The sequence below is a fragment of the Noviherbaspirillum aridicola genome (assembly GCF_019656455.1).
In the GTDB taxonomy this organism is placed as follows: domain Bacteria; phylum Pseudomonadota; class Gammaproteobacteria; order Burkholderiales; family Burkholderiaceae_D; genus Noviherbaspirillum; species Noviherbaspirillum aridicola.
This window is the reverse complement of sequence record NZ_BPMK01000015.1, coordinates 56756-75687: the sequence shown is the minus strand read 5'-3', so window position 1 is coordinate 75687 and position 18932 is coordinate 56756. Positions and strand designations below refer to the sequence as shown.

The window sequence follows — 18932 nt, the reverse complement described above, 5'->3', positions numbered from 1 at the left end:
CGCCTGCCTCAGGCGCCCGCCTGGCCGGCATCGGAGATCTTCTCGAGGCAGTAGCCCAGCCCGCGCACCGTCGCGATGCGCACCCCGCCGGACTCGATCTTCTTGCGCAGGCGATGCACATAGACCTCGATGGCGTTGTTGCTGACTTCCTCGCCCCATTCGCACAGATGGTCGACCAGCTGTTCCTTCGACACCAGCCGCCCGGTGCGCTGCAGCAGCACTTCCAGCAGGCCGAGTTCGCGCGCCGACAGGTCGAGCATCTGGTCGTTCATGTAGGCGATGCGCCCCACCTGGTCGTAGGACAGCGGGCCGTGGCGGATCACCGTCGGTCCGCCGCCAGCGCCGCGACGGGTGAGCGCGCGCACCCGCGCTTCGAGTTCCGACAGTGCGAACGGCTTGGCCATGTAGTCGTCGGCCCCGAGATCGAGCCCCTTGACCCGCTCGTCCACCGAGTCCGCGGCGGTCAGGATCAGCACCGGCAGCCGGGAGTTGCGGGCGCGCAGCCGGCGCAGCACTTCCAGGCCCGGCATCTTGGGCAGTCCGAGATCGAGAATCAGGAGGTCGAAGTCCTGGGTGGAGAGCGCGGTGTCGGCCTCCAGCCCGTTCTTGACGCAATCGGTGGCGTAGCCGGACTGGCGCAGCGAGCGGGTGAGGCCGTCGGCTAGTACACTATCGTCTTCGGCGAGCAGGATCCGCATGGCGAGCAGTCGGTCGGAAAGGGAAGGGGGCTAAGTCTATTGGCTTTTTTTCATAGCGGCAAGGCGGGCAGCGATGCGCCTCTCGTCATGGTAATCAAAATTCTCCACACCACCGAAAAATCCCACTTGCGCAAGCCACTGTTTTTTTATACAGTACCGCCTGTGACGTGAAAAGCAGTCCTGGCCGCCCGGGCATCACCGGTGCCGCGGCCCCTCCATTCATCCTCCAACCGACGAAAGATCAAGTCATGGACGACAAGAAATCCGCGCAGAATCCTGAAAAGAGCAAGGCGCTCGCCGCAGCACTGGCGCAGATCGAAAAGCAGTTCGGCAAGGGCGCCGTGATGCGCATGGTCGACGGCGCGGTCGCGGAAGAAGTGCAGGTCGTATCCACCGGTTCGCTCGGTCTCGACATCGCGCTCGGCGTCGGCGGCCTGCCGCGCGGCCGTGTCGTGGAAATCTACGGCCCGGAATCCTCGGGTAAAACCACGCTGACCCTGCAAGCCATCGCCGAAATGCAAAAGCTCGGCGGCACCTGCGCCTTCATCGACGCCGAGCACGCGCTCGACGTCGTCTACGCCCAGAAGCTCGGCGTCAACCTGTCCGACCTCCTGATTTCCCAGCCCGACACCGGCGAGCAGGCGCTCGAAATCTGCGACGCGCTGGTGCGTTCCGGCAGCGTCGACCTGGTGGTGGTCGACTCCGTCGCAGCCCTGACCCCGCGCGCGGAAATCGAAGGCGACATGGGCGATTCGCTGCCCGGCCTGCAGGCCCGCCTGATGTCGCAGGCGCTGCGCAAGCTCACCGGCAGCATCAACCGCACCAACACCCTGGTCATCTTCATCAACCAGATCCGCATGAAGATCGGTGTCATGTTCGGCAATCCGGAAACCACGACCGGCGGCAATGCGCTGAAGTTCTATGCATCGGTGCGCCTCGACATTCGTCGTACCGGCTCGATCAAGTCCGGCGACGAAGTCATCGGCAACGAGACCAAGGTCAAGGTCGTCAAGAACAAGGTCGCGCCCCCCTTCAAGGAAGCGCACTTCGACATCCTGTATGGGGAAGGCACTTCCCGCGAAGGCGAGATCCTCGACCTCGGGGCAGAAGCCAAGGTGGTCGAGAAGTCCGGGGCCTGGTACAGCTACAACGGCGAACGTATCGGCCAGGGCAAGGACAATGCGCGCAACTACCTGAAGGAGCATCCGGAGCTGGCGCGCGAGATCGAAAACAAGGTCCGCGCTTCGCTCGGCGTGCCCGAACTGCCGCCTGTCGCTGCCGAAGCGCAGGAATAAGCAGGCGGTCTCCCCGCAACGATTACTTCACGTGAGGGAGCCCGCGCTTTCGGATCACCATGGCAAAACCGCAAATGAGTCTGAAGGCGCGGGCTCTGAAGTATCTGTCCGCCCGCGAACACAGCCGAATCGAGCTCGCACGCAAGCTCGGTCGCTACGCCCAGGAGGGCGATGACGTGGAAGCCCTGCTCGACTGGCTGGAAGCGTCCAAATTCCTCTCCGAATCCCGTTTTTCGGAATCTCTCGTGCACCGCCGGTCCGCCCGTTTCGGCAACCAGCGCATCCTGTCGGAACTCCAGACGCATGGCATCGACGGCGAGGCGCTTGGGGAAATCAAGGCGGAGCTTTCCGCCAGTGAAACCGAACGTGCGATCGACGTCTGGCGCCGCAAGTTCGGCGCCCCGCCGGCGGACGCCGCCGCACGCGCGAGGCAGATGCGATTTCTGCAACAGCGCGGTTTCTCGCAGTCCGCAATCCGCGCCGCCCTGCGCGGCACCCCTGATCCCGACGAATAGCGTGTCGCGCCCCGGGCGCAGGCCATGTGCCTGCAGTCGCCAGCCGCCAGCCAACTACAGCCGGACACCTCGTACTTCCTGAATCTTCACACGGCAATCCGGGCGCCCCGGACTCGTATCCGGCACGGCAGGGCAAGCGCGCGTACCGACGGGCGCAGCCCAATGCCGCCGCCCCGATTGCACCTCATCCACGCATGCCCCACCGCCGCAAGGGGCTCTTGGTTTCGTTGTTGAGACATGTGCTACACTGCCGGGGTTTTTGCAGCGCCGCATGAGCGGCTGTTGCCGTAGAAGCTGCGGCAGCGACACGCAAATGCGGCATTCGTTCTGGCCGCTTCACTGGCATTGGTGTTATGCCCCTATCTCCGCCGTCATCACGCCGTGCGTTAAAGCACACGCGCGCAATCCATGTCGAAGCCTTCGCGCGCGACGACGGATTGTGGGATATCGACGCGCATATCACCGACACCAAGACTCGCGATGCCCGCCTTGCATCCGGCACCCGTCCCGCAGGTTCTCCCATCCATGATCTCCGGCTGCGCCTGACCATCGATACCCAGCTCAATGTCGTCGATGCGGAGGCGGTTTCCGATGCCGTGCCTTATCCGGGCTACTGCGACAATCATGGCGACGCCTATCGCCGTCTGATCGGCCTGAACCTGCTCAGGGGCTTTAGGGACGGCGTGCGACAGCGCCTCGGCGGCATCCAGGGCTGCACCCACCTGACCGAGCTTTGCCAGGTCCTGCCGACTGCGGCGATCCAGGCTTTTGCAGGCGAGGTGATCGATACCCGCGACGGTCCCGACGCGGGCGACCAGGAACAGAAACCATTCCAGCTCGACCGCTGCCACGCATTGCGCTCCGATGGCGCGGCGGTCGCCAGATACTACCCGCGTTGGTCGGTCGCGGCGGCGGAGACGCCGGAATCCGCCGAATCCGGTGTCATTTGACTTATCCAGTTTGTTTTTTTCAATAAGCGTCTGAAGGGAAGCTCGCATGAAAATCCATGAGTATCAGGGCAAAGAGATCCTCCGCAAGTACGGAGTGACGGTTCCGCGCGGTATCCCGTGCTTTACGGTTGAAGAGGCGGTCAAGGCCGCCGAAACCCTGGGCGGTCCGGTCTGGGTCGTCAAGGCACAGATCCATGCCGGCGGCCGCGGCAAGGGCGGCGGCGTCAAGGTTGCCAAGTCGCTCGACCAGGTCAAGGAATACGCGCACGCCATCATGGGCATGCAGCTGGTGACCCACCAGACCGGCCCCGAAGGCCAGAAGGTCAACCGCCTCCTGATCGAAGAAGGCGCCGACATCAAGAAGGAACTCTATGTCTCCATGGTCACCGACCGCCTGTCCCAGCGCGTGGTGATGATGGCCTCCTCAGAAGGCGGCATGGACATCGAGGAAGTCGCTGAAAAGCATCCCGAGCTGATCCACAAGGTCATCATCGACCCGGCCACCGGCCTGACCGACGCAGACGCTGACGACATCGCCGCCAAGATCGGCGTGCCCGCCGCATCCATTCCCGACGCGCGCAAGCAGCTCCAGGGCCTGTACAAGGCATACTGGGAAACCGACGCTTCCCTGGCTGAAATCAACCCCCTGATCCTCACCGGCGACGGCAAGGTCATCGCCCTCGACGCCAAGTTCAACTTCGATTCCAACGCGCTGTTCCGCCACCCGGAAATCGTCGAAATGCGCGACCTCGACGAAGAAGATCCGGCTGAAATCGAAGCCTCCAAGTTCGATCTCGCCTACATCTCCCTCGACGGCAACATCGGCTGCCTGGTCAACGGCGCCGGCCTGGCGATGGCCACCATGGACACCATCAAGCTGTTCGGCGGCGAGCCGGCCAACTTCCTCGACGTCGGTGGCGGCGCCACGACCGAGAAAGTGACCGAAGCCTTCAAGCTGATGCTGAAGAACCCCAACCTGAAAGCCATCCTGGTCAACATCTTCGGCGGCATCATGCGCTGCGACGTCATCGCTGAAGGCGTGATCGCCGCTTCCAAGGCGGTCCAGCTGGGCGTGCCGCTGGTCGTGCGCATGAAGGGCACCAACGAAGACCTGGGCAAGAAGATGCTGGCCGAATCCGGCCTGCCGATCATCTCGGCCGACACGATGGAAGAAGCCGCGCAGAAGGTCGTCGCCGCGGCCAACGGAAAATAATCGAGGGAAAAGCAATGTCGATTCTGATCAATAAAGACACCAAAGTCATCACCCAGGGCATCACCGGCAAGACCGGCCAGTTCCACACCCGCGCCTGCCGCGACTATGCCAACGGCAAGAACTGCTTCGTCGCCGGCGTGAACCCGAAGAAGGCCGGCGAAGACTTCGAAGGCATCCCCATCTACGCCAACGTCAAGGAAGCCAAGCAGGCGACCGGCGCCACCGTCTCCGTGATCTACGTGCCGCCCGCGGGCGCCGCCGCCGCGATCTGGGAAGCCGTCGAAGCCGAGCTCGACCTGGCGATCTGCATCACCGAAGGCATCCCGGTCCGCGACATGCTGGAAGTGAAGGACCGCATGAAGAAGGCCGGCAGCAAGACCCTGCTGCTCGGACCGAACTGCCCGGGCCTGATCACGCCGGACGAAATCAAGATCGGCATCATGCCGGGCCACATCCACCGCAAGGGCCGCATCGGCGTCGTCTCGCGTTCCGGCACGCTGACCTATGAAGCGGTTGCCCAGCTCACCGCACTCGGCCTCGGCCAGTCCTCCGCGGTCGGCATCGGCGGCGACCCGATCAACGGTCTGAAGCACATCGACGTCATGAAGATGTTCAACGACGACCCCGACACCGACGCCGTCATCATGATCGGCGAGATCGGCGGTCCGGACGAGGCCAACGCAGCCGAGTGGATCAAGGACAACATGAAGAAGCCGGTGGTCGGCTTCATCGCCGGCGTCACCGCGCCTCCCGGCAAGCGCATGGGCCACGCGGGCGCGCTGATCTCCGGCGGCGCCGACACCGCCCAGGCCAAGCTGGAAATCATGGAAGCCTGCGGCATCAAGGTCACCAAGAACCCGTCCGAAATGGCCCGCCTGCTCAAGGCCATGCTGTAAGCACAGCCCTTCGACGCGCAGAACGGGGAGCCACGGCTCCCCGTTTTTTTTCGCCCGGCGAGACAGTCGCTCACCCCCTTCCTGGAGCTGCCGCCCCGTGGCCCGGGAAAGACAGCCGGGTCCGCCCGAAAATCATCCCCCGGTAACCTTCCATCGCGGCCGGTTACCGTCCATGGTTTACACGGAAAAGCTGAACGTATAATCGACGGATGCAGCTTACCCCCAATCTCGAATTCGCATCCCGCACTGATCCCGGGCTGGTCCGCGCGCAGAACGAAGATGCGCTCGCGTACAGCCCGGACTATGCGTATGCGATTCTTGCCGACGGCATGGGCGGCTACAACGCCGGCGAGATCGCCAGCGGTATGGCGGTTGCGGTAATGGTCGATGAGCTCGACGAACAGCTTGCAAGAGACGACGCGGATGCAAGCCAGGCGCTCGCGTCCGCGGTACGGCTGGCAAACGAAGAAGTGTTCTGCGCCGCCCAGTCCCGCCCCGATTACCGCGGCATGGGCACCACGCTGGTCGCCGCTGTCTTCCGCCCCGGACGGGTGACCGTCGCCCATGTCGGCGACTCCCGGCTCTACCGGCTGCGGCGCCAGAGCCTGGTGCGCCTGACCAGCGACCATTCCGTGGTACAGGAACAGATCAAGGCCGGCATGCTGGACGAGCAGGCGGCCGCCGCATCGCCCGAGCGCCACCTGCTCACGCGCGCGCTGGGCGTCGAACCGCAGGTGGAAGTCGACGTGCACGAGCACGGCGTGCAGCCTGACGATCTCTACCTGCTCTGCTCCGACGGCCTGACCGACATGCTGGCCGATGCCGAGATCGCCGCGCTGCTGGCTGCGCACGGCGCCACCCCCGACCCCGCATGCGAGCGGCTGGTGGAAGCCGCGAACGAGCGCGGCGGCCTCGACAACATCTCCGTCCTGCTGGTCCGCATTCCGCCCGGCGAGCCCGGCGAAGAGGGACTGTTCAGCCGCATCTACCGCCAGATGCGGCGGTCGATCTGAGGCGACGCGAGATGGGCAAAATCACCTTGCTGCTCCAGGGAAGTCCGCCGCGCGAGATCCCGCTCGACAAGCCCAGGATCAGCATCGGCCGCCGCAGCCGGAACGACATCCGCATCGACGACCAGGCAGTCAGCGGCGAGCACGCCATCCTGCTGCGCGTGGGCGATGATGCCGTGCTGGAGGATCTGGACAGCACGAACGGCACGCGGGTCAACGGCCAGCCGGTGAAGAAGCATTTTCTGCAGGACGGGGATGTGGTCGAAGTGGCCAGCCACCGTTTCGTCTACCACGCGTCGCCGCTCGAACCGGCACTGCCCCCCGCCGTCCCGGTGCTCGAGGTCGCCAGCGGAAACAACGCAGGCAGGCGGACGCTGCTGAACAAGGCAATCACCGTGATCGGCGGCATCGGGGAGCCGGGATTGCTCATACTGAGGCGAGGCCGCGACTATGTTCTCGTGTCCGAGCCCGGCAGCCGCGGCGTCATCATCAACGGCGGGGCCATGCCGCCGGAAGGCTGGCGGCTCGGGCACGGCGACCGCATTCAGCTCACTGGCGCCGACTTGCATTTCTTGCATCCCGCCTCCTGACACTTGCTGACGTTTTTTGTCAGTCCCGCGAGTTTCTCAAGGCGAGTTGACAATTTTTGGTCGAAAGCAAAATTGGAAATGACATTTTTTGATCGTACATCAAGCCGCGAAGCAGTATTTCTGGCTGGCACATCCCTTGCTCATACGAAAGCATGGCAGATCGGCTGCCAGCTTTCACTAGGGAGATATCAAATGAAATCCATGCAAGTTATGAAGCAGCGCGCCCAAAGCGGCTTTACCCTGATCGAACTGATGATCGTTGTGGCGATCATCGGTATTCTGGCGGCCGTGGCCATCCCCCAGTACCAGGACTACACGGTAAAGGCCAAGATCGCCAATGCGCTGAGCGCGGTTGACACGCTCAAGACGGCAGTCGCTCTGTGTGCTCAGGAAGCAGGTGGTTCCGTAGATGGCTGCGATGCAGGAAGCAACGGCGTCCCGGCAACCAACGCGTTCACCCCGACCAAGGAAGTTGCTGCACTCAACTCCATCACTAACGGTGTTATCACCATCCGTCTGTCTGCCACCGGCATGGGCACGAACGTCGACAATGGCACGATTGAATTCTCGCCGACGATCGCCGCTGGTGGTACCGCAATTCGTTGGACTGCGACTCCAGGCAACACGCTCACCAACGCTGCTGCAGTCGCTGCAATCACTAAGAACAACGGCGTTGGCAGCTAATACTTCCGACGCACGTGAGAAAGCGGGTGCAGTCAGCACCCGCTTTTTTTTAATTTTCGCCTGTTCAAACCGCTCAAGGATGATCGTGCATGGAGAACATGCGAGCCGATTCGAACCGATTCACACCGACCGAGGCCTCCTCGCTTTGCCTTCTACTCCTGTTGTGCCTAGTACTGGCACTGAGCCCACTCATACCCGCGTCAGTCGCACCCGGAATTTCAGAACACAACACGCAGCGCTTGGTGCAGATCGTTTTCCTAACTCTCGCCGCGTTGAACACCGCGGTATGTGCCGGACTTCGGAAGCCGCTGGTTAGTTGGTATCAAGGGAAGGTCGGCTTTTGCATCGCGATCTTCTTCGGCGTCGGGTTCTTCTCATCCCTTGGCGCTTACTCCCCGCGACATGCGTTCCATGAGTGGTCATCGCTACTCTTCCTATTCCTGACCACGGTACTCGTTGCCAATTGCGTGGCGCGCCAAGGTACTCTGCTCCTCGATCGGCTTCTGCTGATTAGTGGCGCGGGCTGTCTTCTCTATGCGCTTCATGTTGCCTTGGTCTATTCGGTTATGCTCCAAACGAGCACTACGCCGCATCCGGGGCACTTCATTCCCGGTTTTGATAACTTCAGGTTTTTCAATCATGCGCAGACCGTTAGCCTGCCTTCGCTCATCCTGCTTGTTGCCCTAGCAGAGCGGAGCAGCGGCGCATATCGGCTTTGGTTTGCTGTCGCTTCGGTCTGGTGGGCCCTGATCTTTGTTACCGGTGCTCGCGGCACGGTGCTAGGTGTGCTGGCCGGACTGATGACGGTCGTCGCCACGCGCAAGGGCGACTCCCGCCGCTGGGTATCGGAATTGCTGCGTACGGGACTCGTAGGCGTAGTCCTGTATTGTGTGTTCTTCCTCGCCGTCCCTGCCGTACTTGGACGTGGGCATTGGGACCAGATTTCAAGTGTCATAAACCGAAGCGTCACACATCCCGTGTCGGACCGGGGTCGTATCTGGTGGCTTGCAGTTGAAATGATTTCTGACAGCCCATTGCTCGGCGCTGGCCCAGCTCATTTCGCACATGCTGCACCAAAAGTTGATTTTGGCGCCCATCCCCACAACTGGGTGCTGCAGATTGGCGCCGAATGGGGACTCATTGCATTACTGGCCCTATGCGTCGCCGTGGCGCTTGCATTTCGTGCCTTGCTCGGGTCGGCAGCCAAAATCGATTCGAGCGACCGCGCCAATCACTCAATGCTGTGCGCATGGATCAGTATTGGGGTGGGAATTTTGGCTGATGGGCTTGTCTCGGGGCTTATTGTCATGCCCGTTAGCCAGCTGTGGATCGCGCTCTACCTTGGTCTCGCATGGGGCTGGACTGCCACGCGACACAATGCTTACAGGGAAGCGGCCCCCCCAGCACAAGGGTGGCTGCCCGGCTGTGCGTTCGTCGGTCTAATCCTTCTGTCCATTGCATTGTATTTGCTTGGCGTCTTTCCGGAGGTGAAGAACCTTCAACAACACGAAGAGGAGACCTTCACACCTGCCATGTACCCTAACGGTGTTCTTCGGCCACGCATATGGTCAGCCGGACACTTCTAGTCGCAGCGACTCGTTAGCTCGGCGCACCATGGCCCTGATTTTCCACCGTGCTTCTCAAGCAGTCGGACCCCGTCACAGACCATGCCCTTGTCCACCGCCTTACACATGTCATAGATAGTGAGCAAGCCAACCTGCACTGCCGTCAGCGCTTCCATCTCCACCCCGGTCTTCCCGTAAGTCTCCGCCTGCACCGTGCACCGCACGCCAGGCAAATCCTCTTCGATCTCGAAATCCGCGGTCACCCTGGTCAGCGCCAGAGGATGACAAAGCGGAATCAGATCGCTCGTCTTCTTCGACGCCATGATCGCCGCGATCCGCGCGATGCCCAGCACGTCCCCCTTCTTCGCCGAGCCCGAGCGGATGATCTCCAGCGTCTCCGGTTCCATCCTGATCACCCCGGTCGCGACGGCGATGCGGTGAGTCTCGTTCTTGGCGCCCACGTCCACCATATGTGCCTGTCCGGCCTGGTCGAAATGCGTGAGTCCGTGGTGCCCGGCTTGGGCGGTCTTGTCATTGCTCATGGGGAAAGTAAAGAATGGTGGGTGGCTTTGATCGATTCAAATCGCGGTTATCATAGCACCGTGACTTCCCTGACCCGAACCCTCACGCGCGGCATCGGCCTGCCGGCGACGCTGCTGGTCCTGGCACTGGCGGCGATGCCGGCTGGTCTGCCGGCGCACGCTCAGAATCTTCCCAGCCTCGGCGATACCGAGCGGGAAGAGCTGTCGCCGACCATGGAACGCAGGCTCGGCGAACAGATCATGCGCGACATCCGGCGCGACCGCGACTACCTCGACGACGAGGCGGTGCTGGAGTATCTGAACAATTTCGGCGCGTCGCTGCTGTCGGTGGCGCCGGAGGCGCGGGGGGAGGCCGGTTACGATTTCTTTTTCTTCGCGGTGCGGGATTCGATGCTGAACGCGTTCGCGCTGCCGGGCGGCTTCATCGGCGTTCACTCCGGCCTGGTGCTGGCCGCGCAGAACGAATCGGAACTGGCGTCGGTGGTGGCGCATGAGATCGGACACGTATCGCAGCGCCACATCGCGCGCATGCTCGGGCGGCAGCGCCAGGATGCGCTGATTCCGCTGGCGGCAATGGTGCTTGGCGCACTGGCGGCCAGTTCCAGCCCGGATGCGGCGGGCGCGCTGATGATGGGCGGGCAGGGGCTGGCGCTGCAGCGGCAGCTCGGTTTCAGCCGGGACGCGGAGCGCGAGGCCGACCGGGTGGGCCTGGAAATCCTGCGCGGCGCGGGTTATGACACCTCGGGCATGATCTCCTTCTTCAACCGCGTGCAGACCGCCAGCCGCGGCTACAGCGACACGGCGCCGGCCTACCTGCGGTCGCACCCGCTGACCACCGAACGGATGGCCGATATCGAGGCGCGCACGCGCGGGCAGCGCTACCGGCAGCGCGCCGATTCGCTCGACTTCCACCTGGTGCGTGCCCGGCTTCGGGTGCTGCAGGACCTGTCGACGAGGGGACTGACCGACGCGGCGGAGGCTTTCGAGAACCAGTTGCAGCAAAAGACACGCACGCAGATCGCCTCGGCCAAGTACGGGCTCGCCTACATCGCGATGCACCGCGGTGCCCCGGATAAAGCCCGCAGCCTGTTCCAGGAGGCGCAGGCGGCCGCGCAGGGCGGAGCGACAGCGAGCCAGAGCGTGCTGCTGACCAGCCTCGGCATCGAGATCCGCCTGGCGGCGAATCAGGCGCAGGAAGCTTTGAAGGAGGCGGACGCGGCGCGGGCCAAATTCCCGCTGTCGCGCAGCATCGCGCGGCAGTATGCCGATGCGCTGATCGCGAGCGGGCGCCTGGACGATGCCGTCGCCTACCTGCGCGACCAGACCCAGCTCTACCGCAGCGATCCGAAACTGCAGAATCAGCTGGCGCGCGCCTACGCGGCGCAGGGCAAGCAGGCGCTGCAGCACCTGGCGCTGGCCGAGGCATATGCGATCAATGGCAGCGTGCCGGCGGCGATCGAGCAGCTCAACATCGCGCGCCGCGCGCCCGACGCGAGCTATTACGACCAGGCGGTCATCGATGCGCGCGAGCGCGAGTTCAAGAAGCGCTTCGAGGAAGAGATGAAGGAAGCGAAGGAACGCTAGCCGCTTTCTCTCCGGACTACCGCCGCCCGGGCAGGCAGGGACGCCTGCGCCACCTTCCTACTGACCGTCGGGCTGCGGCGCGGCCACGAAGCCGAAACGCGCCGGCAGTTCCGCCGTGGTGATTCTTTCGACCGCGACCACCCGGTCGCCGACGGCAAGCGTCAGCCCGCGCGTACCGGCTTCCAGCCAGCCCAGCAGATCCTCGTCGGCCGCCGCCGATCCGTCGAGCTTCAGCAGCGGCAGGCATTGCGCCATGTCGCGGTCGTCGACCAGAGCGATCCTGTCACCGGCCCTGAGCACCAGCTGTCCGCCCTCGGTCATCCAGGCTGCGTCCACCGGCGGCAGAGGTTCGCCCGTGTGCAGCACGAAACCCTGCTGCGGCTCAGTGCGGGCGATATAGGGCGCGGCATCGAGATTCACGTACACCCGCTGCGGCCCGTTCTGGAAATACCAGCGGCCGCGTTCGTCGTGCAGGTAATTGCGGTTGATGAATGCGAGCAGGGCCGCGTTGCCGATGCGGTCGCCGGGCAGCTTCAGCGCCTGGGCGCGCTCGTCGCGCATGCGCCAGTTGCCGCGCGCGTCCAGCGCCAGCCATCCGTAGCAGTGGGGTACGTTGGGCCATTTGGCCATGGCCTGTCTGACGATCTCGTCCATGTCATTGTCCTTCGGTCAGGAAACGCACGATGCGCTGCGGCAGCCAGTCGATCCGCCCCGGGAGCGAGCCCCAGGCGAAGCCGACGTGGCCGCCGTGGTCGGGATACTCGAGCGTGACATCGGGCGCCGCGCTTTGCGGCAGATGCTGCGCCGGCAGGAAGGGATCGTTCTTCGCATTGAGGACCAGGGTGCGTACCCGGATGTCATCGAGCACGTGGCGCGCGCTGGCGCGGTCCCAGTAATCCTCGGTGTCGCGAAAACCGTGCAGCGGCGCGGTCACCACATTGTCGAATTCATACAGGTTGCGCGCCCGTCGCAGCGCCTCGACATCAAACAGCCCGGGGAACTGCTTGAGCTTTTGCACGCATTTCGGCTTGAGCGTCTGCAGGAAGAGCCGGGTGTAGATCATGTTGAAGCCGCGCGAGAGCGCCGCGCCGCCGCCGGCAAGGTCGAGCGGCGCCGAGACCGCGCAGGCCGCGTCGACGATGGCGGCCTGTTGCCCGAATTCGCCCAGCCAGCGCAAGAGCGCATTGCCGCCGAGCGACACGCCGACCGCATACAGGCGCTCGTGCCGGCGCTGCGCCAGCCTGCGCATGATCCAGTCGATCTCGGTCGCGTCGCCGGAATGGTAGAAGCGGGGCGCATGATTGAGCTCGCCCGAGCAGCCGCGGAAATGCGGCACCGCGCCCGACCACCCGAGCCCGGCGATATGCGAAATCATCGCGCGCGCATAGTGGCTGTCGGAAGAACCCTCGAGACCGTGGAAGAGTACGAGAAACGGCTGGCCCGGTTTGCCGTCGACAAAGTCGACGTCGATGAAATCGCCGTCCGGCGTGGCCCAGCGCTCGCGCCGGAAATCCAGCCGCGGCTTGCGGATCATCTTGGCCGGGAAGATCGTCTGCAGGTGGCCGCCCGGCAGCCAGGAAGGCGCGGAGTAATGCATGTCTCTCAGTGCAGCAGCTTGTTCACCGGCGTGTCGGGCGGCGCTTCGCCGGGCACCACCGATGCGTGATGCGAAACCATGCGCCAGCCCGCGGGCGTCTTCATGTAGACGTTGGTGGCGAGGATGTGGATGTCCTGCTGGCGCGACACGGTGCGGTGGACTTCCTCGATGATGTTGTGCACCGAGGTCATCACGTTCTGCGTCACATGCACCTGCACCGGCCGGATCTGCACGCCGCCCTGTTCGAAGATCGATTCCCAGGCGGCGCGGATCGAGGAATGGCCGACCAGGCGCGGCGCGCCGGGGTGGATGCAGACGATGTTTTCCTCATCGGCCCACAAGGCCATGACCGCGTTCACGTCGGCACGGCTGATGGCGTCATAGAAAGCGGCTTCGGTCTGCTCCGGAGTGTCGAAGCTGGGGACGGGGGTAGGCATGGGCTAGGCATTCTCCTTTTTTCTGTACGGCACGGCTCAGCGGAAAAGGCGAACAGCGGCATTGGTTGGAAGCTCCACAGTATAGAGCAATGCCGTGGAGGAGGCGCATCGCCCCGGCGGGCGGGACGATGCGGCCGGAAGCGTCAGTGGCCGTGGGCGTGGGTGCCGGGCTTGACCTTGTAGATGGTGCCGCAGTACGGGCACTTTCCTTCGCCGTTGGCTTCGATCGGCAGGTACACGCGCGGATGCGCGGACCACACCGGCATCGCCGGGTTCGGGCAGTAGGCCGGCAGGTCCTTGCCGTCCAGTTCAACAAAGCTCATGGGCTGCTGTGCTTGGGTCATATCGGTTCAGTCAGGGTTTAAACGTGGGTGAGCCAGTGCTTGTACTGCGGTGCGCGTCCGGCGACGACATCGAAGAACAGGGTCTGCAGTTTTTCGGTGATCGGGCCGCGCGCGCCGCTGCCGATCTGCCGGTTGTCGAGCTCGCGGATCGGCGTGATCTCGGCGGCGGTGCCGGTGAAGAAGGCTTCGTCGCAGCAGTAGACCTCGTCGCGGGTGATGCGCTTTTCGATCACCTCGATGCCGAGGTCGCGCGCCATGGTCAGCACCGAGTCGCGGGTGATGCCGTCGAGGCAGGACGCCAGGTCGGGCGTGTAGATCTTGCCGTTCTTGACGATGAAGACGTTTTCGCCGGAACCCTCGGACACATAGCCTTCGGTATCGAGCAGCAGCGCCTCGTCATAGCCGTCGGCCAGCGCTTCCTGGTTGGCGAGGATGGAGTTGATGTAATAGCCGCAGGCCTTGGCGCGCACCAGCGACACGTTCACATGGTGGCGGCTGAAGGACGAGGTCTTGACGCGGATGCCCTTGGCGAGTCCGTCCTCGCCGAGATAGGCGCCCCAGGGCCAGGCGGCGACCGCGACGTGAATCGTGTTGCCCTTGGCGGAGACGCCGAGCTTCTCCGAACCGATCCAGACCAGCGGACGCAGGTAGCAGGACTCCAGCCTGTTCTCGCGTACCACCTGCAGCTGCGCCTGCAGCACGGTCTCGAAGTCGAAGGGGATCTTCATCTGGAAGATCTTGGCCGAATTGAACAGGCGCTGCGTATGCTCGCGCAGGCGGAAAATCGCGGTGCCTTCATCCGTCTTGTAAGCGCGCACGCCTTCGAAAACGCCCATGCCGTAATGCAGTGTGTGCGTGAGCACATGGACCTTGGCGTCGCGCCAGTCGATCAGTTCGCCGTCTTTCCAGATTTTTCCGTCGCGGTCGGCCATGGACATGTCGTTCTCCAGGTAGCAAGCAAAACGAGGATTCTAGCCGATTCAAACGAGGAAAAAAATTCATCGGTAGAATGTGTGCTTTGCATTTTCCCAAGCACGGCCGGCGTTTTTCCGGCCGCGCCGCGCGCAGCCAACGCTGCGAACTCCCACGTTAGCAAACGGACATCGGCCGCAACCGGCGGACCGCGTCTCCAATACTATGAATGACTCCCGGACGGGCGATGCGCAGGACGCCGCCGTCGATCTCGAAAAGCGCGCCTTCCGTGAAGGCTTCAGGGCGGGTGCGCCGACCATGCCCGGCATCTTCGCCTGGGGCATGGTGACCGGCATGGCGATGGTCAAGAGCGGCCTGACGATATGGCAGGCGCTCGGCATGACTTTCCTGGTGTTCGCCGGGTCGGCGCAGCTGGCGTCGCTGCCGCTGATCGCGGCCAATGCGCCGGTCTGGGTGGTGTTTGCGACCGCGCTGGTGGTGAACCTGCGCTTCGTGATCTTTTCCGCCGCGCTGGCGCCGCATTTCGCGCACCTGCCGTGGTACCGCCGCCTCTGGCATGGCTACTTCACCGCCGACATCACGATGGGACTTTTCCCGCGCCGCTTCCCCGCCGAGACGGCGCATCAGACCGTCGGCAAGGTCGGCTACTTCAACGGCATCGGCTATCCCAACTGGTGCGCATGGCAGGCCGGCTCGGTGGCGGGCATCCTGCTCGCCAGCCAGATTCCCGAAAGCTGGGGCATCGGCTATGCGGGCACGCTGGCGCTGCTGGCGATCACGATTCCGCTCACGGTCAACCTGCCGGCGCTGGTCGGCGTGATCATTGCCGGCGTGGTGGCGGTGGCGGCGATCGGCCTGCCTTACCGGCTCGGCCTGCTGGTGGCGGTCATCGCCGGCATGATCGGCGCGATGGCGGCCGACAGCATCATGGACAAGGACCGCTGAATGAACGCCCCCGATACCTGGCTGACCATCCTGCTGCTGACCCTGGCGACCATCATCACCCGCGGCACCTTTTATCTGCTCGGGCACGCGGTCAGGCTGCCGCCGCGCGTCCAGCACGCGCTGCGCTATGCGCCGGCGGCGGCGCTGGCCGCCATCGTCGTGCCCGACCTGGTGCTGGCCGACGGCGCACTGCACCTGAGCGTGTTCAATCCCAAGCTGATGGCGGGCATCGGCGCGACCGTCTTCTTCCTCGTCACCCGCCACCTGCTGTATACGATCATCGTCGGCATGGCCCTCTTCACGATCTTCAGGCTTGTCTTTTAGTCAGCGTCCGCGGCAGGTTTTGCGCAAACGGTTCTATTGTGAAATATCAGGCTGAAAACGGCACCCGGGGGAGGGGGCTGCGTTAAAATAGCCGCTTTTCCAATCTTTCAATTCTTGTCTGGCAGCCATGCAATTCAACCGATTGAGCGACCTCATCGCAAGCAACCAACTCCAGGGCAAACGCGTGTTCATCCGCGCGGATCTCAACGTTCCGCAGGATGATGCCGGCAATATCACCGAAGATACCCGCATCCGTGCCTCGGTGCCGGCGATCCGGGATGCCCTGCAGGCCGGCGCGGCGGTGATGGTTACCTCGCATCTCGGCCGCCCGACGGAAGGCGAGTTCAAGCCCGAGGATACGCTCGCGCCGATCGCCGCGCGCCTGTCCGAACTGCTCGGCAAGCCGGTGGAACTGAAGCAGAACTGGGTCGACGGCGTCGAGGTCGCGCCGGGCCAGGTGGTGCTGCTGGAGAACTGCCGCGTCAACAAGGGCGAAAAGAAGAACAGCGACGAACTCGCGCAGAAGATGGCGAAGCTGTGCGACGTGTACGTCAATGACGCCTTCGGCACCGCGCATCGTGCCGAAGCCACCACCCACGGCATCGCCAGGTATGCCCCCGTCGCCTGCGCCGGTCCGCTGCTGGCGGCCGAACTCGACGCGCTCGGCAAGGCGCTTGGCAGCCCGGCACGTCCGCTGGCCGCGATCGTCGCAGGCTCCAAGGTCTCGACCAAGCTCACCATCCTCAAGACGCTCGCCGAAAAGGTCGACAACCTGATCGTCGGCGGCGGCATCGCCAATACCTTCATGCTCGCGGCCGGCCTCAGGATCGGCAAGTCGCTGGCCGAAGCCGACCTGGTCGAGGAAGCCAAGGCCATCATCGACATGATGAGCCAGCGCGGCGCCTCGGTGCCGATCCCGGTCGACGTCGTCTGCGCGAAGGAGTTTTCCGCCAGCGCCGCCGCCACCGTCAAGGATGTGAAGGACGTGGCGGACGACGACATGATCCTCGACATCGGCCCGAAGACCGCGGCCCAGCTGGCGCAGCAGATCGCCGCCGCCGGCACCATCGTCTGGAATGGCCCGGTCGGCGTGTTCGAATTCGACCAGTTCGGCGAGGGTACGAAGACGCTCGCGAAGGCGATCGCCGATTCCAGGGGATTCTCGATCGCCGGCGGCGGTGATACGCTGGCGGCCATCGCCAAGTACAACATCGCGGACAAGGTCGGCTACATCTCGACCGGCGGCGGCGCCTTCCTCGAATTCCTCGAAGGGAAAACCCTGCCGGCGGTGGACATCCTGCTGCAGCGCGCGAAATAAACAGGGGCGGCGGCGCGCGCCGCCGCCCGTTCCTGCCGCCGACATCCGCATCCATCATGATCAGAGCCACCAAAATCGTCGCCACCATCGGCCCCGCCTCGAGCAGCCCGGAAATCTTCAAGCGCATGCTGGAAGCCGGCGTCAACGTGGTCCGCTTCAACTTCTCGCACGGGAAGGCGCAGGACCACATCGAGCGTGCCGAGATGGTGCGCAAGGTGGCTGCCGAGGTCGGGCGCGAGATCGCGATCATGGCCGACCTGCAGGGGCCGAAGATCCGCATCGGCAAGTTCGAGCAGGGCAAGATCTTCCTCGAGAACGGCAGCAAGTTCGTGCTCGACGCCGACTGCCAGATCGGCAACCAGGCCCAGGTCGGCCTCGACTACAAGGAACTGCCGCGCGACATCCGCGCCGGCGACGTGCTGCTGCTCAATGACGGCCTGATCGTGCTGGTGGTCGACCGCGTGGTCGGCAATGCGATCCACACCACCGTGCGCATCGGCGGCGAGCTGTCCAACAACAAGGGCATCAACCGTCTCGGCGGCGGCCTGTCCGCGCCGGCGCTGACCGGCAAGGACATGGAGGACATCAAGACGGCGATGAGCTTCCAGGCGGACTATATCGCGGTGTCCTTTCCCAAGAGCGCGGCCGACATGATCATGGCCCGCCAGCTCGCCTTCATCGCCGGCGAGTCGACCCGCCACAAGCCGCAGATGATCGCCAAGATCGAACGCGCGGAGGCGATTCCGGCGCTGCAGGAAATCCTCGACGCCTCCGACGGCATCATGGTCGCCCGCGGCGACCTCGCGGTCGAGGTCGGCAATGCCGCCGTGCCCGCGCTGCAGAAGCGCATGATCCGCATGGCGCGCGCCTCGAACAAGCTGGTCATCACCGCCACCCAGATGATGGAGTCGATGATCGTCAACGCGGTGCCCACCCGCGCGGAGGTGTCCGACGTCGCCAACGCGGTCCTCGACGGCACCGATGCGGTGATGGCCTCGGCCGAAACCGCCTCCGGCAAGTATCCGGTGGAGACCGTCGAGACCATGGCCGCGGTGTGCCTGGAAGCCGAGAAGTCGGACGTGGTCAAGCTCGATGCCGACTTCCTCAATGCCACCTTCACCCGCATCGACCAGTCGATCGCCTACGGCGCGCTGTTCACCGCCTACCATCTGCGGGTCAAGGCGATCTGCGCCCTGACCGAATCCGGCTCCACCGCGTTGTGGATGAGCCGTCACAACATCGATATCCCGATCTTCGCCGCCACGCCCAAGCTCGGCACACAGCGCAAGGCCGCGCTCTACCGCAACGTCACCAGCTTCGAGCTGGCGCAGGGCACCGACCGCGAGGCCGTGCTGAAAGCCGCCCAGGATTTGCTCCTGGCCAAAGGCGTCGTTCACAAGGGTGACATGATTGTCGTCACCTGGGGCGAGCCGATGGGCCAGGTCGGCGGGACCAACGCCCTCAAGATCATGAAGATCGGCGAGTACTGAAT

21 protein-coding genes are annotated in these 18932 nt (G+C 64.0%); 14 read left to right on the top strand and 7 right to left on the bottom strand.

Features of this window, described 5'->3' with window-relative positions:
* Positions 1–8 precede the first annotated feature (8 nt).
* Positions 9–698, bottom strand: a complete 690-nt coding sequence (locus tag NCCP691_RS16405) for a response regulator transcription factor (RefSeq protein ID WP_220809640.1) — start codon at positions 696–698, stop codon at positions 9–11.
* A gap of 248 nt (positions 699–946) precedes the next feature.
* Here NCCP691_RS16405 and recA point away from each other — a divergent pair, with 248 nt between their 5' ends.
* The 9 genes from recA (at position 947) to NCCP691_RS16360 (ending at position 9437) form a co-directional block, all read left to right on the top strand.
* The gene (gene recA / locus NCCP691_RS16400) at positions 947–1993 is read left to right on the top strand and encodes a recombinase RecA (protein ID WP_220809639.1); all 1047 of its coding nucleotides are present in this window, start codon (positions 947–949) and stop codon (positions 1991–1993) included.
* A gap of 59 nt (positions 1994–2052) precedes the next feature.
* On the top strand, positions 2053–2508 hold the full coding sequence (gene recX / locus NCCP691_RS16395) for a recombination regulator RecX (protein ID WP_220809638.1): 456 nt from the start codon (positions 2053–2055) through the stop codon (positions 2506–2508).
* A gap of 353 nt (positions 2509–2861) precedes the next feature.
* The gene (locus NCCP691_RS16390; RefSeq protein WP_220809637.1) at positions 2862–3458 is read left to right on the top strand and encodes a DUF2889 domain-containing protein; all 597 of its coding nucleotides are present in this window, start codon (positions 2862–2864) and stop codon (positions 3456–3458) included.
* Between the two features lie 46 nt (positions 3459–3504).
* Complete coding sequence (sucC, locus tag NCCP691_RS16385; RefSeq protein WP_220809636.1) at positions 3505–4671, top strand: ADP-forming succinate--CoA ligase subunit beta; 1167 nt, start codon at positions 3505–3507, stop codon at positions 4669–4671.
* Positions 4672–4685: 14 nt separating this feature from the next.
* The gene (sucD, locus tag NCCP691_RS16380) at positions 4686–5567 is read left to right on the top strand and encodes a succinate--CoA ligase subunit alpha (protein WP_220809635.1); all 882 of its coding nucleotides are present in this window, start codon (positions 4686–4688) and stop codon (positions 5565–5567) included.
* A gap of 209 nt (positions 5568–5776) precedes the next feature.
* Positions 5777–6580 carry a Stp1/IreP family PP2C-type Ser/Thr phosphatase gene (locus tag NCCP691_RS16375; protein WP_220809634.1) on the top strand — a complete coding sequence of 268 codons (804 nt, stop codon included), beginning with the start codon at positions 5777–5779 and terminating at the stop codon, positions 6578–6580.
* An 11-nt stretch (positions 6581–6591) separates the two neighbouring features.
* Complete coding sequence (locus tag NCCP691_RS16370) at positions 6592–7167, top strand: FHA domain-containing protein (protein WP_220809633.1); 576 nt, start codon at positions 6592–6594, stop codon at positions 7165–7167.
* Positions 7168–7359: 192 nt separating this feature from the next.
* Entirely contained in the window at positions 7360–7851 is a 492-nt protein-coding gene (locus tag NCCP691_RS16365) for a pilin (protein WP_220809632.1), read from the top strand.
* 242 nt (positions 7852–8093) lie between these two features.
* Positions 8094–9437, top strand: a complete 1344-nt coding sequence (locus NCCP691_RS16360) for an O-antigen ligase family protein (RefSeq protein ID WP_220809631.1) — start codon at positions 8094–8096, stop codon at positions 9435–9437.
* Here NCCP691_RS16360 and moaC read toward each other — a convergent pair.
* Entirely contained in the window at positions 9434–9958 is a 525-nt protein-coding gene (gene moaC / locus NCCP691_RS16355; protein ID WP_220809630.1) for a cyclic pyranopterin monophosphate synthase MoaC, read from the bottom strand. The genes NCCP691_RS16360 and moaC overlap by 4 nt on opposite strands.
* A gap of 135 nt (positions 9959–10093) precedes the next feature.
* Between moaC and NCCP691_RS16350 the strand changes: the two genes are divergently transcribed.
* The gene (locus NCCP691_RS16350) at positions 10094–11542 is read left to right on the top strand and encodes a M48 family metalloprotease (RefSeq protein WP_220809686.1); all 1449 of its coding nucleotides are present in this window, start codon (positions 10094–10096) and stop codon (positions 11540–11542) included.
* Between the two features lie 57 nt (positions 11543–11599).
* On the opposite strand, the gene NCCP691_RS16345 is transcribed toward NCCP691_RS16350, so the two are convergent.
* The 5 genes from NCCP691_RS16345 to NCCP691_RS16325 form a co-directional block, all read right to left on the bottom strand.
* A complete protein-coding gene (locus NCCP691_RS16345) occupies positions 11600–12196 on the bottom strand; it encodes a DUF2946 family protein (RefSeq protein WP_220809629.1) in 597 nt (198 codons plus the stop codon).
* A 1-nt stretch (position 12197) separates the two neighbouring features.
* Positions 12198–13139 (bottom strand): YheT family hydrolase, encoded by a 942-nt coding sequence (locus NCCP691_RS16340; protein ID WP_220809628.1) that lies wholly within the window; start codon positions 13137–13139, stop codon positions 12198–12200.
* 5 nt (positions 13140–13144) lie between these two features.
* Positions 13145–13576 (bottom strand): YybH family protein, encoded by a 432-nt coding sequence (locus tag NCCP691_RS16335; protein WP_220809627.1) that lies wholly within the window; start codon positions 13574–13576, stop codon positions 13145–13147.
* Positions 13577–13719: 143 nt separating this feature from the next.
* Complete coding sequence (locus NCCP691_RS16330; RefSeq protein WP_220809626.1) at positions 13720–13920, bottom strand: zinc-finger domain-containing protein; 201 nt, start codon at positions 13918–13920, stop codon at positions 13720–13722.
* 17 nt (positions 13921–13937) lie between these two features.
* Entirely contained in the window at positions 13938–14858 is a 921-nt protein-coding gene (locus NCCP691_RS16325) for a branched-chain amino acid transaminase (RefSeq protein WP_220809625.1), read from the bottom strand.
* A gap of 199 nt (positions 14859–15057) precedes the next feature.
* Here NCCP691_RS16325 and NCCP691_RS16320 point away from each other — a divergent pair, with 199 nt between their 5' ends.
* The 4 genes from NCCP691_RS16320 to pyk all read left to right on the top strand — a co-directional run bounded on the left by NCCP691_RS16320 (position 15058) and on the right by pyk (position 18930).
* Complete coding sequence (locus NCCP691_RS16320) at positions 15058–15798, top strand: AzlC family ABC transporter permease (protein WP_220809624.1); 741 nt, start codon at positions 15058–15060, stop codon at positions 15796–15798.
* On the top strand, positions 15799–16122 hold the full coding sequence (locus NCCP691_RS16315) for an AzlD domain-containing protein (protein WP_220809623.1): 324 nt from the start codon (positions 15799–15801) through the stop codon (positions 16120–16122).
* 127 nt (positions 16123–16249) lie between these two features.
* Positions 16250–17440 (top strand): phosphoglycerate kinase, encoded by a 1191-nt coding sequence (locus tag NCCP691_RS16310; RefSeq protein WP_220809622.1) that lies wholly within the window; start codon positions 16250–16252, stop codon positions 17438–17440.
* Positions 17441–17496: 56 nt separating this feature from the next.
* Positions 17497–18930 (top strand): pyruvate kinase, encoded by a 1434-nt coding sequence (gene pyk / locus NCCP691_RS16305; RefSeq protein WP_220809621.1) that lies wholly within the window; start codon positions 17497–17499, stop codon positions 18928–18930.
* Positions 18931–18932: the final 2 nt, after the last annotated feature.

Coding starts and splice junctions, on each gene's coding strand:
- NCCP691_RS16370 (WP_220809633.1), top strand. CDS start 6,592: ATGGGCAAAATCACCTTGCTGCTCCAGGGAAGTCCGCCGCGCGAGATC.
- pyk (WP_220809621.1), top strand. CDS start 17,497: ATGATCAGAGCCACCAAAATCGTCGCCACCATCGGCCCCGCCTCGAGC.
- recA (WP_220809639.1), top strand. CDS start 947: ATGGACGACAAGAAATCCGCGCAGAATCCTGAAAAGAGCAAGGCGCTC.
- NCCP691_RS16340 (WP_220809628.1), bottom strand. CDS start 13,139: ATGCATTACTCCGCGCCTTCCTGGCTGCCGGGCGGCCACCTGCAGACG.
- NCCP691_RS16405 (WP_220809640.1), bottom strand. CDS start 698: ATGCGGATCCTGCTCGCCGAAGACGATAGTGTACTAGCCGACGGCCTC.
- NCCP691_RS16320 (WP_220809624.1), top strand. CDS start 15,058: ATGAATGACTCCCGGACGGGCGATGCGCAGGACGCCGCCGTCGATCTC.
- NCCP691_RS16375 (WP_220809634.1), top strand. CDS start 5,777: ATGCAGCTTACCCCCAATCTCGAATTCGCATCCCGCACTGATCCCGGG.
- NCCP691_RS16350 (WP_220809686.1), top strand. CDS start 10,094: ATGCCGGCTGGTCTGCCGGCGCACGCTCAGAATCTTCCCAGCCTCGGC.
- NCCP691_RS16345 (WP_220809629.1), bottom strand. CDS start 12,196: ATGGACGAGATCGTCAGACAGGCCATGGCCAAATGGCCCAACGTACCC.
- NCCP691_RS16315 (WP_220809623.1), top strand. CDS start 15,799: ATGAACGCCCCCGATACCTGGCTGACCATCCTGCTGCTGACCCTGGCG.
- NCCP691_RS16325 (WP_220809625.1), bottom strand. CDS start 14,858: ATGTCCATGGCCGACCGCGACGGAAAAATCTGGAAAGACGGCGAACTG.
- NCCP691_RS16335 (WP_220809627.1), bottom strand. CDS start 13,576: ATGCCTACCCCCGTCCCCAGCTTCGACACTCCGGAGCAGACCGAAGCC.
- sucC (WP_220809636.1), top strand. CDS start 3,505: ATGAAAATCCATGAGTATCAGGGCAAAGAGATCCTCCGCAAGTACGGA.
- moaC (WP_220809630.1), bottom strand. CDS start 9,958: ATGAGCAATGACAAGACCGCCCAAGCCGGGCACCACGGACTCACGCAT.
- NCCP691_RS16390 (WP_220809637.1), top strand. CDS start 2,862: ATGCCCCTATCTCCGCCGTCATCACGCCGTGCGTTAAAGCACACGCGC.
- NCCP691_RS16365 (WP_220809632.1), top strand. CDS start 7,360: ATGAAATCCATGCAAGTTATGAAGCAGCGCGCCCAAAGCGGCTTTACC.
- sucD (WP_220809635.1), top strand. CDS start 4,686: ATGTCGATTCTGATCAATAAAGACACCAAAGTCATCACCCAGGGCATC.
- NCCP691_RS16330 (WP_220809626.1), bottom strand. CDS start 13,920: ATGACCCAAGCACAGCAGCCCATGAGCTTTGTTGAACTGGACGGCAAG.
- NCCP691_RS16310 (WP_220809622.1), top strand. CDS start 16,250: ATGCAATTCAACCGATTGAGCGACCTCATCGCAAGCAACCAACTCCAG.
- recX (WP_220809638.1), top strand. CDS start 2,053: ATGGCAAAACCGCAAATGAGTCTGAAGGCGCGGGCTCTGAAGTATCTG.